This is a genomic window from Streptomyces sp. NPDC040545 (genome assembly GCF_055595065.1).
The window spans coordinates 140,954-155,795 of sequence record NZ_JBVIWA010000015.1 but is presented as its reverse complement, the minus strand read 5'-3'; the positions used below and the strand labels follow the sequence as shown (position 1 = coordinate 155,795).

The window sequence follows — 14,842 nt, the reverse complement described above, 5'->3', positions numbered from 1 at the left end:
CAGACGACCGGGCAGGCGACGCCCCTCGTAGTACGACCTCTCTAGGACAGGACAGAGAACATGTGTGGAGCACAGATCGGCGGGCCCGACCTCGCGACGCTGAAGCCCGGTGAGACCGCCATCCAGGGGCAGATCACCAAGGACGGCGAGCCGGTGTCCGGCTACGTCCGCCTGCTGGACTCGACCGGCGAGTTCACCGCGGAGGTCCCGACCTCGGCGACCGGCCAGTTCCGCTTCTACGCCGCCACCGGCTCCTGGACGCTGCGGGCGCTCGTCCCGGGTGCCCAGGCGGACCGTGCCGTGGTCGTCGCCGAGGCCGGCGGCGTGACGGACGTGGCGATCGCGGTCTGAGCACCGCACATGTGATCGCCTGATCGAACGGCCGAAGGGCCGCACCCCCGGGGGTTGGACGCCACTGGAACGGGGTGCGGCCCTTCGTGCCGTCCGCGTCCGTCCCCTCCCGTGCCCTTGCGCGCGGGGGCGGCGGACCTACGCTGGAGGCATGTACGCCCGGCGCCGGCGCGCCTACTTCCTGCTCATGGGCGGATGCCTGGTCCTCTTCGTCTCCGCCTGGGCCGTCGTGCGCCTGTGGTCGGTGGAGGCCGCGGTGGCGATGTGCGTGGTCGCCATGGTCATCCCGCCGGTCGCCGCGATGATCGCCAACCGCCGCGGCCCGGACGACCGCTGGTGGGACGACCCCTCGGGCGATCCGAAGTCCGACGAGTGGTGGGACGAACTGGACGGAAAGCGGCGCCACGAGGATTGAAACCCCACGAGACGAGAATGTGATCTTCGTTCGTACAACTGCTCCCCTCCGGTGCGGGTCATGGGGTACGCGCGGGTATCCAGCCCGCGCCGCCGGTTTTGTGGGGGACTCCTTTGGAACACGAACAGACCATTCCTGAGCAGCGGAAAGGGGAGGAGAGCGCACCGGATCCGGACACTTCGACCCCGCCCCGCCGGACAGGTCGCACCACCTTCCTGATCGCGGGCGCGGCCGTACTCGGCGTCCTCGCCGGGACGATCACCGGCTACGCGGTCCAGTACCACCGCGAGCCCACCCCGCTGCCGCCGCTGGCCCAGCAGGACATCGCCGCCCCGGAGCCGCTGGCGGGGAACGACGCGACGAGCCTGCGCTCGATCAACGCCAACCGCTGGCACAAGGCGGACGAGGACCTCGTGGCGAAGCTGCTGGAGGCCCCCGCGGGCGCGACCGTCGCCTTCTCGGGCGCGCAGTCCCCGGACGAGTTCGCCGCGGACTTCTACGCGAACCCTCCCGGGGGGATCGGCTCCCTCGTCCGGTACGGCGTCCGCAGGACCGCCAGCGTGCGGTGGTCCGAGGACCTCACGAACTTCGTCGAGATCCGGCTGCTCCAGTTCCAGAACCGGGACGGGGCCGAGGGGTTCCAGTCGGGGGTGCAGGGCTACATGCCGACCACGAAGCACGCGGGCAACGCGGGAGTTGAGGTCCCGGGTGTTCCCGCGGACTACGGCCACCTGTGGATCAATTCCGAGGCGAGTGAGAAGCCCGGTTTCCTCCCGGTCCGGCGGGGCACCGCGGTGGTCCGCCGCGGCGACATCGTCATGCACATCACCTACGTGAACAACCGCGGCGAGATCGACGAGAAGCTCGTGGCCGATCTGGCCAAGCGGCAGATGGAGCGGCTGTGAGCGAGCGGGAGAACGAGACCGGAGCCGTGGGGGACGCAGTGCCGGACGTCGTCGGGGATGCCGTGCCGGACGTCGTCGGGGAGGCCGCCGAGGCCGCCCAGGACGCCACCGGCCCCACGCGCAGGGTGAAGACCGGGACGGTCAGGCTGGTGGCGGCGGCCGTGGGCGTCGTCGTCCTCGTGGGCGGGGGCCTGTGGTCCTCCGCCGTGCTCGACGATGCCGAGCGGACCGCGCCGACGCGGTACTGGATGGCGGAGGGCGCGCCCACCGGCTCGCCCGCCCCGATCCCGTCCGCGCCGGCGGCCGAGCTCAAGGCCAAGCTGCTGCCGCTGGCCACGGGCTACTGGCCCGGCCCCGACATCGACGCCGAGGGCAACGACTACTTCGTCTCGGGCGAGCGGGCGGTGCAGGCCTTCAAGGACGACCACTCGGGACTGTCCACCGGTGAGCGCGAGGCGCGCGACAGGGCGCTGGCGGATCTGAAGCTCAAGGGCCTGGCCGGGCGCAGCTACGCCCGGGGCAACGGCAGCGGAGCGATGGTCTCCGAGATCCAGCTGATGCAGGCGGACCCCAAGGAACTGGGGAAGTTCGCCGAGGTCGCCAAGAAGATCCTCGACCTCACCGCGGCCGACGGCCAGGCGCCCAAGGTGGACGGTTTCCCCGGGGCCAAGTGCGCGCTGGACTCCGTCGTCGACGGCAAGAAGCAGGAGATCGCCGCCCTCGACTGTGTGGCCGTCGAGGGAGACGTGCTGGTGACCTACCGGACCTACGGGTGGTCCCCGGGGTTCTCGGCGAACGATGCCGCGGGCCTGTTCAAGGAGCAGCTGAACCACCTCAAGTCCCCCGGGGAGTCCGTGTGAGCGAGCAGACCACCACCGGTACCGAGCCCGGCCGTGAGCACGGGCCCGAGGCCGAGCCCGTGCCCGAGGCCGAGCCCGTGCCCGAGGCGGAGCCCGTGCCCGAGGCCGAGCCCGTGCCCGGGCCCACCGCCGGGCCGGCCCCGCAGACGCCGGAGAGCCCCGAGGCGGCGGCCGCCGCGGCCCCGGACGCCCCCGCCCCGGAGGCTGCCCCGCAGGCCGCGCCGGAAGCCGCCCCGGAAGCCGCGCCGATCGCGCCCAAGGACCGGCGACGCCTGTTCGCCGCACTGCGCTGGACCGCCGCCGTCGCCGTCTTCGCCGTCGTCGGCGCGGGGGTCGCGTACGGGATCACCCGGCCCGAGCGCACCGGCATCCCGGGCCTCTCCACGGCGGACGACGGCCGCTGGACGTTCCCGGCGCTGTCGCAACCGGCGCTGCCCGCGGGCGCCCCCCTGGCCCAGGGCCCGGACAACAAGGAAGAGACGCACTACGCGCAGCTCACCGGCCTGCTCCTGCCCGCTCCCGAGGGCGCGAAGGCCGACGACGCGGTCAAGGCGGACAAGGACGGGGCGGTGTCGGCCGACGCCTTCCTGGAGGAGTACGCGCCCGACGTGCGCGAGAAGCTGAAGCAGTCCCTCGAATGGGACGGGCTGCGCCAGATCACCGGCCGGGGCTGGACGATGCCGGACGGCACCCGTACGCATGTCTACCTGTTGCGCTTCCACGCGTCGGGTTTCGTGGACGCCTTCAAGGGCTGTGACACCAACGCACGGCTGAACGGCGTCTCGGCCCTGGAGCTGGACGAGGTCTGGACCGGGGTCAAGGGCACGCAGAGCGCCATCGTCCCCTTGCGTTTCCCGGGTTCGGGCATGGCCGGCGAGAGCGAGGTCAGCGTGTACCAGGAGATGAAGCCCGTCCTCGGGGACGAGCAGACCAAGGTCGGGTGCCTCCAGTCGGGTGATGTCCTGGGCATGGTCATCCAGACCCGCAAGGGCGAGGTGGCCCCCGTCCCCTTCCACCAGTCGGTGATCCTGCAGAGCCAGCTGCTGAGCTGACCGCCGGGCCGGAGCCGGGCCGGCTGCCGGGGTACGGGCCACCTCACACCGTGCGCCCGGCCCCGGGCCAGTAGGCTTGGGAACCGGCCCGTACCCCCCGAACGAATTCCGAGGAGCACCCCGTGCTTGAGGCAGTCTTCACCTCCCTGCTGGTCCTGGTCTGCGTCGGCGTCATGGCCTTCACCGGCCTGGCCGTCAAGAAGCTGTACCAGGGTCAGCGCTGAGCATCCGCCCAGCAGACCGCCCCGGAACCCCTCCCACAGATCGCCTGAGCAGCCATTCATGATCCAGATCCCGTCCGACCTGAACCCGGGCCTCGTCCCCCTCGCCTTCCTCCTCGGCAACTGGGAGGGTGCGGGAGTCTTCGACTTCCCCGGTGAGGAGAAGTGCAACTTCGGCCAGGAGGTCGTCTTCAGCCACGACGGCCGGGACTTCCTGGAGTACACCTCCCACACCTGGGTCCTCGACGCCGAGGGAAACAAGGTGCGCCCGCTGGAGTCCGAGTCGGGCTACTGGCGCATCGACAAGGACCGCAAGGTCGAGATCGTCATGGTCCGTGACCAGGGCGTCGTCGAGGTCTGGTACGGCGAGCTGGCTGACCAGAAGCCCCAGATCGACCTGGTCACCGACGCGGTCGCCCGTACCGCGGCCTCCGGCCCGTACAGCGGCGGCAAGCGGCTCTACGGCTATGTGAAGAGCGACCTCATGTGGGTCGGCGAGAAGGCCACCCCGGACGTCGAGCTGCGTCCGTACATGTCGGCCCAGCTGAAGAAGGTCGTCACGCCCGAGGAGGTCGCCGAGATGGCGCGCAACCTCCCGGACATGCCGGACGACGGCATCGCCTTCTTCCGCTGAGTCCACAGGCTGTGCCCGAGGCCGTACGCAAGGCTGTGCGAAAGGGGACCGCGGGACCGCCCGCGGTCCCCTTCGCGCGCATACACTGGCCGGGTGGGGAGCAGCGTGGACACCGAAAGCTCTGACTGGAAGAGCGACCTGCGGCAGCGCGGATACCGGCTGACACCGCAGCGCCAGCTCGTGCTGGAGGCGGTCGACGCGCTGGAGCACGCCACCCCGGACGAGATCCTCGCCGAGGTGCGCAAGACCGCCTCCGGGGTCAACATCTCCACCGTCTACCGCACCCTGGAGCTCCTGGAAGAGCTGAAGCTGGTCTCGCACGCCCACCTCGGGCACGGTGCTCCCACCTACCACCTCGCCGACCGGCACCACCACATCCACCTGGTCTGCCGCGACTGCGCCGAGGTCATCGAGGCGGACGTGGACATCGCCGCCGAGTTCACGGCGAAGCTCCGTACCACCTTCGGCTTCGAGACCGACATGAAGCACTTCGCGATCTTCGGTCTGTGCCGCACATGCGCTGCCAAGCAGCGTGCCGCTCAGGCGTAGCAGGGTCGTACGCTTGGTCCCATGACCAGCAGCCCCTTGCTCCATCTCCCCGGCGCCGTACCGGCCGAAGGCCGTGACGAGGGCGTCGCCGCCCACTACGGCGAGCTGTACGGCGAACAGCGCGCCCTCGCGGAGGGGCGCGGCTTCGTCGACCTCTCGCACCGCGGAGTCGTCACCGTCAGCGGGCCGGAACGCCTGAGCTGGCTGCACCTGCTGCTCACCCAGCACCTCACCGAGCTGCCGGCCGGGCAGGCCACCGAGGCGCTGATCCTCTCCGCCAACGGGCACATCGAGCACGCGCTCTACCTCGTCGACGACGGCGAGACCACGTGGGCGCACGTGGAGCCGGGCACCCAGGGCGAGCTGATCGCCTACCTGGAGTCCATGAAGTTCTTCTACCGCGTCGAAGTCGCCGACCGCACCGAGGAGTTCGCGGTCGTGCACCTGCCGGCCGGCTCCATCGCCGAGGTCACCCAGGACAAGGAGCACATCGTCCGGGAGACCGCCTACGGGCGGGACGTCTTCCTGCCCCGCGCCGAGCTGGAGCCCTTCGCCGCCGCGCACGGCCCGGCCGCGGGCCTGCTCGCGTACGAGGCCCTGCGGGTCGAGGCGCACCGGCCGCGGCTCGGCCAGGAGACCGACCACCGCACCATCCCGCACGAGCTGGGCTGGATCGGCACCGCCGTGCACCTGCAGAAGGGCTGCTACCGCGGCCAGGAGACGGTCGCCCGCGTCCACAACCTGGGGAAGCCCCCGCGCCGCCTGGTCTTCCTGCACCTGGACGGCTCGGAGGTGCTGCTCCCGGCGCACGGCACCCCGGTGCGGCTCGCCTCGGACGGGGAGGAGGGCCGTCAGCTGGGCTTCGTGACCACGGCCGTCCGCCACCACGAGCTGGGCCCGATCGCGCTCGCGCTGGTCAAGCGCAACGTGCCGGTCGACGCGCCGCTGCTGGCCGGGAAGACGGCCGCCGCGCAGGAGGTCGTCGTAGCGCCCTGACCCCTGCGGTCGGACGTCCCGGACGTCCCGGACGCCCCAGATGTCTCAGATGTCGATGACGATGGTGAACGGGCCGTGATTGGTCAGCGAGACCCGCATGTCCGCGCCGAACCGGCCCGTCTCCACCGTCGCACCCAGCGCGCGCAGCTGCGCCACGACCTCGTCGACCAGCGGCTCGGCCACCGGACCGGGCGCCGCCGCGTTCCAGGTGGGGCGGCGGCCCTTGCGGGCGTCGCCGTAGAGCGTGAACTGGGAGATCACCAGCAGCGGTGCGCCGTTGTCGCTGCAGGACTTCTCGCCCTCCAGGATCCGTACGGACCACAGTTTGCGGGCCAGCAGCTCCGCCTTCTCCGGGGTGTCGTCGTGGGTCACCCCCACCAGCACGCACAACCCCTCGCCGACGATCTCGCCCACGGTCTCGCCGCCCACGACGACGCTCGCGCCGTCCACCCTCTGCACCACTGCTCGCATACCACCTGTGTACCAGGCTTGCACCCGTCCGGGGCCGATCGGGTGGAGTGGGACTGCGTCAGGGCCACGGGGAGTGGCACGATGCACGAAGGCGGTGCGGGTGCGCCGCACCGGTCGAGGGGACGGACCCGACGCATGAATACTTCTGGTACCTCCGTACCTGCATCACCCGCTTCCGTCGCAGCTGCCGCGGTACGACCGCCCGCGCAGCGCACGGCAGAGACTCAGGGGCCGCCGAGCCCGACCACCGCACTCGGGCTGCCGGAACTGCGCACGCTGCGCCGTGACGCGCAGCGCGACGAGGCGGATCTGAGCTATGTACGCAGACTGCTCCAGGGCCGCATCGACATCCTGCGGGCGGAGCTGGCCCGGCGGACGGACCCCGAGACGCCGGTGGTGGACCGGCTCTCGGTGATCCTGGCCGACGCCCCCTCCAGCCGCAGCGCGTCCGCCCGGCACGTCACGCTCGGGACCCCGCACAGTGAGGAGTACCGGCTGCTGGCCGCGGAGATGCTGGCCGACGTGGAGCTCTCTGACCTGGGCGCCCGTACGGACGGCGAACTGCACGACGGGATGGGGCGGCTGGTGCGCTACGAGCAGCAGGTCTCGCGGCGCCGCCAGCAGCTGCAGCGCACGGTGGACGACTGCAGCGCGGAGATCACCCGGCGGTACCGGGAGGGAGAGGCGCAGGTGGACGACCTGCTGGCGTAGAGAACCGGGGTGGAGAACCGGGGTGGAGGACCGTCGGAGGAAATTCGGGCGACCGCCGACGGCCGGGAGATTAGCGTGGGCGGCTATGAGTGCTGACGTCCGGCCGATCGCCGAATCCGAACTCCCCGACTGGGTGCGCGCTGTGCACACCGGTTTCCTGACCACCTCCCGGGTGACCGAGTCCGACATAGCCCTGCGCGCCAAGTACACCGACTTCTCCCGGACGCAGGGGGCGTTCGACCCTGACAGCGGTCGCTGCGTGGCGGCCATGCGCTCCTTCCCGCAGGAGCTGACCGTGCCCGGCGGGGCGGCCGTCCGCGCCACCGCGATCTCCAACGTGGCCGTGCTGCCCACCCACCGCCGCCAGGGCCTGCTGACCCGGATGATGGCCGCCGAGTTCGCCGCGGCCGAGGCGCGCGGCGACGCGCTGGCGACGCTGATCGCCGCCGAGTACCCGATCTACGGGCGGTACGGGTTCGGGCCCGCCACCTCCCTCGTGGAGTGGGAGATCGACGTGGCGCGCACCGGGCTCGACCGGAGGCTGTCGGCGCCCGTGGACGGCGGGCGGATCGAGCTCGTGGACGTCGAGGAGCTGCGGCGGGTGGGGCCCGAGCTGCACGAGCGGCTGCGGGCGCGCACGCCCGGGACCGTGGACCGGGACGAGCGCTGGTGGAGCGTGGCGACCGGCCTGGAGCAGTGGTCGTACCGCCCCTACCAGGACAAGTTCCATGCCGTGTACCGGACGGCGGAAGGGGAGGTGGCCGGCCTCGCCGTCTACAGCGCCGACGACCACTGGACGGACGAGAAGCTCCCGCAGAACACCGTGCAGGTCAGGGACCTGCTGGCGGTCACCCCGCAGGCGGAGCGCGCACTGTGGCAGTTCCTGTGCTCGATCGACTGGGTGCTGAAGGTCCGCACCGGCTACCGGGCCCCCGACGACCTCGCCCCGCAGCTGCTGCCCGACCCGCGTGCGGCCCGGATCGTCACCTCCGCGGACTTCCTGTGGGTGCGGCTGCTGGACGTCGTACGGGCGCTGGGCGCGCGGACGTACGAGGTGCCCGGGGTGCTCGTCCTGGAGGTCACGGACGGGACGGGGCCGGCGGCCGGCCGCTACCGGCTGGACGCGGGCACCGGCGTGTGCGAGCGGACCGAGGAGGCGGCGGACCTGCGGCTGGACGTGGCCGTGCTGGGTTCCTTGTACCTGGGGGACGCGTCCGCGGTGCGGCTGGCCGCGCTGGGCCGGATCGCGGAGGAACGTGCGGGGGCGGCCGCGCTGGCGGACACGGTGTTCCGTACCGCGCGCCGCCCGTGGTGCCCCGACATCTTCTGACGGCCTTGGACAACTGCGTACCGATGGCGGATGGCCGATGGCCGAGGACCGAGGAACGAACTCTGTGACATCACTTGTGGAATCCCTGCGCGCGGCAGGCTGCGTCTTCGCGGAGGAGGAGGCGGAGCTCCTGACCGGAGCCGCCACCGACGCGGACCATCTGGCGGAGCTGCTGGCCCGCCGGGTGGGCGGCGAACCGCTGGAACACGTCGTCGGCTGGGCGGAGTTCTGCGGACTGCGCATGGAGGTCGGCGCGGGGGCCTTCGTACCGCGCCGGCGCACCGAGTTCCTGGTGCGGGAGGCGGTGGCACTGGCCCGGCCCGGCGCGGTGGTACTGGACCTGTGCTGCGGGGTCGGCGCCCTGGGCGCGGCGGTGGCCGCGCAATTGCCGGGCGGCGTCGAGCTGCACGCGGCGGACATCGACCCGGCGGCGCTGGTGTACGCGCGGCGCAACGTGGCCCCGTACGGCGGCCGGGTGTGGGAGGGCGACCTGTACGAGGCGCTCCCGTCCTCGCTGCGCGGCCGGGTGGACGTGCTGGTGGTCAACGCCCCGTACGTGCCGACGGAGGAGATCGTCCTCATGCCGTCAGAGGCGCGGGACCACGAGCCGCTGGTCTCCCTGGACGGCGGGGCCGACGGCCTGGACATCCACCGCCGGGTGGCGGCGGGGGCCCTGCCCTGGCTGGCCCCGGGCGGCCACCTGCTGATCGAGACGAGCGCCCGCCAGTGCCCTTCGACGGCTTCGGCCATGACCTCGGCGGGCCTCGCGGTCCGGGCGGTGACCTCGGAGGAGCTGTACGCGACGGTGGTCATCGGCACGGCCTGACGCGGCCCGGATCCCCGGCCGACCACCCGTCCGAGGTACGGCTCCCGGCCCCGTGGCCGAGCGGGTCCTGGGCGAGCGCGACCGGCTCGGCCGACGCGACCCGGTGGGAGCTGCTGCAAGCGAGGCGCTTGCAATAGTTAGCAAGGTCGGGCAGGATCTGAGCATGGCATCGCTCAACGTCGGAAATCTCGGCGAGTACCTCCGTGAGCAGCGTCGGCAGGCCCAGCTTTCGCTGCGGCAGCTGGCCGAGCAGGCGGGGGTGTCGAATCCGTACCTGAGCCAGATCGAGCGCGGGCTGCGCAAGCCGAGCGCGGACATCCTGCAGCAGCTGGCCAAGGCGCTGCGGATCTCCGCGGAGACGCTGTACGTGCAGGCCGGGATCCTGGATGAGCGGGACCCGGACGAAGTGGAGACGCGAGCCGTCATACTCGCCGACCCGTCGATCAACGAGCGGCAGAAGCAGGTGCTGCTCCAGGTCTACGAGTCGTTCCGCAAGGAGAACGCGCTCGACGCGCCCGCCGACGAGATGCCGTCGAAGACGAACTGAAGTTGATCCGGGAGGACCAGCACATGGCCATCGCCGATGACCTGAAGAAGACCCTCACCGACCCCACCCCCCTCTACTTCGCCGCCGGCACCGCCGACCTGGCCGTGCAGCAGGCCAAGAAGGTGCCCGACCTGATCGAGCAGCTGCGCGCCGAGGCTCCCGCGCGCATCGAGGCCGTGAAGAACACGGACCCGAAGGCTGTGCAGGAGGCGGTCACCGCCAAGTTCGCCGAGGTGCTCGGCGCGATCGACCCGAAGAAGCTCGGGGAGACCGCCCAGGACCTGGCGCTGCGCGGTGTCGGCGTGGCCGCCGAGTACGCGGTGCGCGCCAAGGAGACGTACGACAAGGTCGCCGTGCACGGCGAGCAGGCCGTGCGGAACTGGCGGGGCGAGGTCTCCGCCGAGATCGTCGACATCGCCGTGGCCGTCGAGCCCGAGGCCGGGCCGGCGTCGGAGCCCGCGGCCGAGGCCGACGCAGAGCAGAAGCCGGTCGCGAAGAAGGCCCCCGCGCGCAAGACCACGGCCAAGAAGGCCGTGGTCACGGCGGACGACGCGAGCTGACACGCAGCCGCATGGGCGACGGCGGGCCGGGCACCCTTCAGGTGCCCGGCCCGTTGTGGTTCATGAAGGGGCCCGTGCCGGTAGCGTGGAGTCGGGCGGCATCGGAAGTGCGAAGCAGAAGCTGAGAAGGCGGTCGAAGCGATGTTGATGGAAGGGTTCGATCGAGGCGTGATCCCGTTCCTCGGGCTCGTCATGCTGGTGCTCGCCGTCGTGGCCTTCGTGTTCGCCCTGGTGGCGCGGGAGGACGCGTACCGGGCGGCCGACAAGCAGAGCAAGACCTTCTGGCTGGTCATCCTCGGCGTCACCGTGGCCGTGGACTTCTTCCTCGGGATGCTGTTCCTGCAGATCGCCGGTCTCGTCGCGACCATCGTGTTCTTCGTCGACGTACGCCCGGCCCTCAAGCAGGTCTCGGGCGGTGGCGGCCGGCGCGGCGGCAGCAGCAGCGACGGGCCGTACGGGCCCTACAACGGCGGACGGTAGGCGGACCCACCCGGAGCGCCGAGGGCTTCGGCGCGCCGCTCGGCCCTCAGTCCTCGGCCCTCAGTCCTCGGCCCTCAGCCCTCGGCGCGGGAGAGCAGGACCACGGCCACGTCGTCGGTCAGCTCGCCGCCGTTGAGCCGGCGGGCCTCGGTGACGGAGGCCTCCAGCAGACCCTCACCGCTCAGACCGCGGTCCAGGTGGCGGTTGATCATGTCGACCATGCCGTCCTGGCCCAGACGTTCCTTGCCCTCGCCGATGTGGCCCTCGATCAGGCCGTCCGTGTAGAGCATCAGGCTCCAGGTGCCGCCGAGCTCCACCTGGCGGCGCGGCCAGCGGGCCCGGGGCAGCAGCCCGAGGGCCGGGCCGCTGTTCTCGTACGGGAGCAGCCGCGCGCGGCGGCCCGGCCGGGAGATCAGCGGGGCCGGATGGCCGGCCAGGCACAGACCGGCACGGCGCCCGTCCGGGGCGATGTCGACCGTGCACAGCGTCGCGAATATCTCCTCGCACGGCCGCTCCACCTCCAGGACCTCCTGGAGGGTGGACAGCAGGTCGTCGCCGCAGAGGCCGGCCAGGGTCAGGGCGCGCCAGGCGATGCGGAGCTCGACGCCGAGCGCGGCCTCGTCGGGGCCGTGGCCGCAGACGTCGCCGATCATGGCGTGGACGGTGCCGTCGGGGGTGCGGACGGTGTCGTAGAAGTCACCGCCGAGCAGGGCCCGGCTGCGGCCGGGGCGGTAGCGGGCGGCGAAGCGGAGGTCGGAGCCCTCCAGGAGGGGCGTGGGGAGCAGGCCGCGTTCCAGCCGGGCGTTCTCCTGGGCGCGCAGTTTCGATTCTGCGAGCTTGTACTGGGCGATGTCCGCCCGTTTTCTCTCCACGGCGTAGCGGATGGCGCGGCTCAGCAGCCGGCCGTCCAGCTCGTCCCGGAAGAGGAAGTCCTGGGCGCCGACCCGGACGGCCTCGGCGGCGCGCTCGGCGTCGTCCTCGCCGGTGAGGACGAGGACGGCGTGGCGCGGGGCGATGCGCAGCACCTGGCGGAGGGCGACCAGCTGGTCCACGGCGGTGGCGGTGGCGGTGCCGGCTCCGTTGGCGGTCCCGTTGGCGGCGCCGGTCCCGTTGGCCGGGGCGGCGGCCGAGCCGTTGGCCGCGGCTCCCGGCGTGCGGGCGCTGGCGTCCGGGAGGGACAGGTCGAGGAGGATGCAGTGCACGTCGGGCGTGAGCAGCCGCTCGGCCTCGGTGAGGTTGCGGGCGGTGCGGATCCGGATGCGGTGGCCGTCGGCGTCGAGGATCTCGGGGACGGTGAGGCCGCCCGCCGGGTCGTCCTCGATGACCAGGAGGGTCAGCGGGCTCGGGTGAGGGGTCGCGTGAAGGGTGGCTTGAGGGGTCGCTTGCGCGACGCCCATGGCGGCTATGGCCGGGGCGGCGGTGTGCAGAACGGCCTGACCGCTCTCCGTGGCCGAGGTGTCCCTCTGCCGCGGTACGGGTACGGGCATCGTCTCCGGTTCCTTCCCTCCCCCCGAGGGTGCGCTCGTCCGGCAGACCCTAGCGGTCCCGGCCCGGCAAACGGAATGCCGTTCTTGGTGAGGGCCTCCGGCATATGCGGTTATCGCGGGGGAAAATCGGCCTCACTGGATGACAAAGGTCACGGCGGGGCCGTGTTCCGTCCCGTCAAGCGAGACGTGTCCGAGCCCCGCCGGGTTGCCTGCGTCACCCGATCCGCCGGACGGGCGCACCCTGGCCGGCGCTCCCGTACCGCCGAGGGGCCCGGCAGGGGCTACGCGTCGGGGCGGACCACTGCCTTGATCGGCATCGAGCCCGCGCCCGCCATCGTGATGTTCCGGCCGGGGCGCGGGGCGTGGACCATCGCGCCGTCGCCGACGTACATGCCGACGTGGCTGGCGTCGTCGAAGTAGATGATCAGGTCGCCCGGGCGCATGTCCTTCAGCGCGACCTTCGGCAGCAGCCGCAGCTGCTCCTGCGAGGTGCGCGGGATGCCCCGGCCCGCCGCCAGCCAGGCCTGGGAGGTCAGCCCGGAGCAGTCGAAGGAGGACGGGCCCACGGCGCCCCATTTGTACGGCTTGCCCATCTGGGCGGTGGCGAACTGCACGGCCCGCTTGCCCGCATCCGTGGCCGCGCCGTTGACGTCCTTCATCGCGCCCGTCGACAGCCACGCCGTCTGCGCCTTGTACTGGGCTTCCTGCTCCAGCTGGATCAGCCGGGCCTTCTCCTCGGCCTCCAGCTTGCTCTCCAGCTCCTCGGCGGCCTTGATCTTCTCCTCGATCTGCTTCTTGGACTCCTCCGACTTGATCCGGTTGGCCTCCAGGGTGACCCAGCGCTCGCTCGCCTCCTGGGCATAGCGCTGCAAGTCGGCCTGCGTCCGGTCCAGTTCGGAGAGCATGCCCGAGGCGGCCTTCTCGCCCTGGCGCAGCCGGCCCGCCCCGTCGAGGTAGTGGTTCGGGTCGTCGCTCAGTGCCAGCTGCGCGCCCGGCGGCATCCCGCCCGAGCGGTACTGGGCACGGGCGGCGGCACCCGCCCGGTTCTTCAGGGCGGTGATCCTCTCCTTGCCGGCGACGACGAGTTTGGCGATCTCGACGATCTTGTCCGACTGGGCCTTGGTCTCGGCCTCGGCGAGGTTGTAGGCGTCCGTGGCGGTGCCCGCCTGCCGGTACAGCTCCTCGATCTCCTTGCGGACCTGTTCCAGGGACTTCCCGCCCGGTTCGGGGAGGGGCGCGGCCGGAGCCGCCGGCGCCGACGGAGCCGCGTACGCCACGCCCGTCGCGAGGCCCGGCACCGTCAGTATCGCCATCGTGCACAGCAGCACGAGAGAGCTTGCGCCTCGCCGTTGCCTTGCGGCTCCCATGGTCCCCCCAGGCACCCGAGCCAGACCCCGTATCAGATCTGACTATTCATCAGTAACTTCGCACTGCCACCGGGATGGTGCCACGAGTCGATGAATTCCGACACCCTTGTGGATGGCGATCCGATCTTGTCCGCCCCAACGGACGCCATTTCCACCCCCCGCCCGGTGCAACGGACCACCCCCGCCCCCGGTTCCTCCGCACGCCGCGTTCACCCCATCGGGCGCAACGCCGCCCAGGGCAGCGTCAGTTCCCCCTGCCGCCACCGCCGCGGCCCGTCCACCAGCGGCCAGTCGCCGGCCAGCGCCCGCGCCGTCCGGATCCAGCGCTGCCGCGCCCCGTACGAGGCGTACGGAGCCGCCGCCGCCCACGCCCGGTCGAAGTCGCGCAGGAACGCGTGCACCGGCTCGCCCGGCACGTTCCGGTGGATCAGCGCCTTCGGCAGCCGTTCCGCCAGGTCCGAGGGGCGTTCCAGAGAGCCCAGCCGGGTCGCGAACGTCACCGTGCGCGCCCCCTCCGGGCCCAGCGCCACCCACACGTGCCGCCGCCCGATCTCGTCGCAGGTCCCCTCCACCAGCAGCCCGTCCGGGGCCAGCCGCCCGCACAGCCGCGCCCAGACCTCGGCGACCTGCTCCTCGTCGTATTGGCGCAATACATTCGCCGCGCGGATCAGCGCCGGGCGGGCCCCGCCGTCCAGCGGCACCTCGAAACCGCCGTGCCGGAAGCTCAGCCCCTCCCGCTCGTACGGCTTCGCCCCCGCCACCCGCGCCGGTTCGATCTCGATGCCGACCACCCGCACCCGCGGCGCCACCTCCCGCAGCCGCGCCAGCAGCTCGACCGCCGTCCAGGGCGCGGCTCCGTAGCCCAGGTCCACCGCGACCGGCGCGTCCGCGCGCCGCAGCGCGGCCCCGTGGGTGGCGGCGATCCAGCGGTCCATCCGGCGCAACCGGTTCGGATTGGTCGTCCCGCGCGTCACCGAGCCCACAGGGCGGCCGGGCGCGCGGCTGGGGGGCGGGGTACTGCGGGAGGCCATGAGCCGAGGGTAAGCGGAGGGCCCGCGCACCATGAAAACCCCCCGACGC

Annotated in this window: 18 protein-coding genes; 14 read left to right on the top strand and 4 right to left on the bottom strand. The window is 72.1% G+C overall.

What is annotated here, in order from left to right; all coding sequences use genetic code 11:
• Positions 1–60: 60 nt before the first annotated feature.
• The 8 genes from ACZ573_RS26550 (at position 61) to ygfZ (ending at position 5,983) form a co-directional block, all read left to right on the top strand.
• Complete coding sequence (locus ACZ573_RS26550; RefSeq protein ID WP_030011783.1) at positions 61–351, top strand: DUF1416 domain-containing protein; 291 nt, start codon at positions 61–63, stop codon at positions 349–351.
• Positions 352–415: 64 nt separating this feature from the next.
• Positions 416–766 (top strand): DUF3099 domain-containing protein, encoded by a 351-nt coding sequence (locus ACZ573_RS26545; protein ID WP_471308463.1) that lies wholly within the window; start codon positions 416–418, stop codon positions 764–766.
• Between the two features lie 113 nt (positions 767–879).
• On the top strand, positions 880–1,671 hold the full coding sequence (locus ACZ573_RS26540) for a hypothetical protein (protein WP_471308355.1): 792 nt from the start codon (positions 880–882) through the stop codon (positions 1,669–1,671).
• Positions 1,668–2,531, top strand: a complete 864-nt coding sequence (locus ACZ573_RS26535; RefSeq protein ID WP_471308352.1) for a hypothetical protein — start codon at positions 1,668–1,670, stop codon at positions 2,529–2,531. Before ACZ573_RS26540 ends, ACZ573_RS26535 begins: the two co-directional genes overlap by 4 nt.
• The gene (locus tag ACZ573_RS26530) at positions 2,528–3,583 is read left to right on the top strand and encodes a hypothetical protein (protein ID WP_471308349.1); all 1,056 of its coding nucleotides are present in this window, start codon (positions 2,528–2,530) and stop codon (positions 3,581–3,583) included. The genes ACZ573_RS26535 and ACZ573_RS26530 overlap by 4 nt, the downstream gene beginning before the upstream one ends.
• A 282-nt stretch (positions 3,584–3,865) precedes the next feature.
• Complete coding sequence (locus ACZ573_RS26525) at positions 3,866–4,438, top strand: heme-binding beta-barrel domain-containing protein (RefSeq protein WP_030659031.1); 573 nt, start codon at positions 3,866–3,868, stop codon at positions 4,436–4,438.
• A gap of 93 nt (positions 4,439–4,531) precedes the next feature.
• Positions 4,532–4,987, top strand: coding sequence for a Fur family transcriptional regulator (locus ACZ573_RS26520; protein ID WP_471308345.1), 456 nt, complete (start codon positions 4,532–4,534; stop codon positions 4,985–4,987).
• A 21-nt stretch (positions 4,988–5,008) separates the two neighbouring features.
• Positions 5,009–5,983, top strand: a complete 975-nt coding sequence (gene ygfZ, locus ACZ573_RS26515) for a CAF17-like 4Fe-4S cluster assembly/insertion protein YgfZ (RefSeq protein ID WP_471308341.1) — start codon at positions 5,009–5,011, stop codon at positions 5,981–5,983.
• A 45-nt stretch (positions 5,984–6,028) separates the two neighbouring features.
• On the opposite strand, the gene dtd is transcribed toward ygfZ, so the two are convergent.
• Positions 6,029–6,454, bottom strand: coding sequence for a D-aminoacyl-tRNA deacylase (gene dtd, locus ACZ573_RS26510; RefSeq protein ID WP_030011201.1), 426 nt, complete (start codon positions 6,452–6,454; stop codon positions 6,029–6,031).
• A 135-nt stretch (positions 6,455–6,589) separates the two neighbouring features.
• Here dtd and ACZ573_RS26505 point away from each other — a divergent pair, with 135 nt between their 5' ends.
• From ACZ573_RS26505 to ACZ573_RS26480, 6 genes are all read left to right on the top strand, one after another.
• Positions 6,590–7,165 carry an RsiG family protein gene (locus tag ACZ573_RS26505; protein ID WP_471308335.1) on the top strand — a complete coding sequence of 192 codons (576 nt, stop codon included), beginning with the start codon at positions 6,590–6,592 and terminating at the stop codon, positions 7,163–7,165.
• 85 nt (positions 7,166–7,250) lie between these two features.
• On the top strand, positions 7,251–8,495 hold the full coding sequence (locus ACZ573_RS26500) for a GNAT family N-acetyltransferase (protein ID WP_471308332.1): 1,245 nt from the start codon (positions 7,251–7,253) through the stop codon (positions 8,493–8,495).
• Positions 8,496–8,532: 37 nt separating this feature from the next.
• On the top strand, positions 8,533–9,321 hold the full coding sequence (locus ACZ573_RS26495) for a putative protein N(5)-glutamine methyltransferase (RefSeq protein ID WP_471308326.1): 789 nt from the start codon (positions 8,533–8,535) through the stop codon (positions 9,319–9,321).
• Positions 9,322–9,484: 163 nt separating this feature from the next.
• Positions 9,485–9,868, top strand: coding sequence for a helix-turn-helix domain-containing protein (locus ACZ573_RS26490; RefSeq protein WP_453420361.1), 384 nt, complete (start codon positions 9,485–9,487; stop codon positions 9,866–9,868).
• A gap of 23 nt (positions 9,869–9,891) precedes the next feature.
• Entirely contained in the window at positions 9,892–10,428 is a 537-nt protein-coding gene (locus tag ACZ573_RS26485; RefSeq protein WP_471308323.1) for a hypothetical protein, read from the top strand.
• A gap of 141 nt (positions 10,429–10,569) precedes the next feature.
• Positions 10,570–10,908 (top strand): DUF2516 family protein, encoded by a 339-nt coding sequence (locus tag ACZ573_RS26480; RefSeq protein WP_189734889.1) that lies wholly within the window; start codon positions 10,570–10,572, stop codon positions 10,906–10,908.
• Positions 10,909–10,982: 74 nt separating this feature from the next.
• Here ACZ573_RS26480 and ACZ573_RS26475 read toward each other — a convergent pair whose 3' ends face one another.
• From ACZ573_RS26475 to ACZ573_RS26465, 3 genes are all read right to left on the bottom strand, one after another.
• A complete protein-coding gene (locus tag ACZ573_RS26475) occupies positions 10,983–12,395 on the bottom strand; it encodes a PP2C family protein-serine/threonine phosphatase (protein ID WP_471308319.1) in 1,413 nt (470 codons plus the stop codon).
• Between the two features lie 281 nt (positions 12,396–12,676).
• On the bottom strand, positions 12,677–13,708 hold the full coding sequence (locus ACZ573_RS26470; RefSeq protein ID WP_471308315.1) for a C40 family peptidase: 1,032 nt from the start codon (positions 13,706–13,708) through the stop codon (positions 12,677–12,679).
• Positions 13,709–13,971: 263 nt separating this feature from the next.
• The gene (locus tag ACZ573_RS26465; protein ID WP_471308312.1) at positions 13,972–14,793 is read right to left on the bottom strand and encodes a class I SAM-dependent methyltransferase; all 822 of its coding nucleotides are present in this window, start codon (positions 14,791–14,793) and stop codon (positions 13,972–13,974) included.
• Between the last annotated feature and the right edge of the window lie 49 nt (positions 14,794–14,842).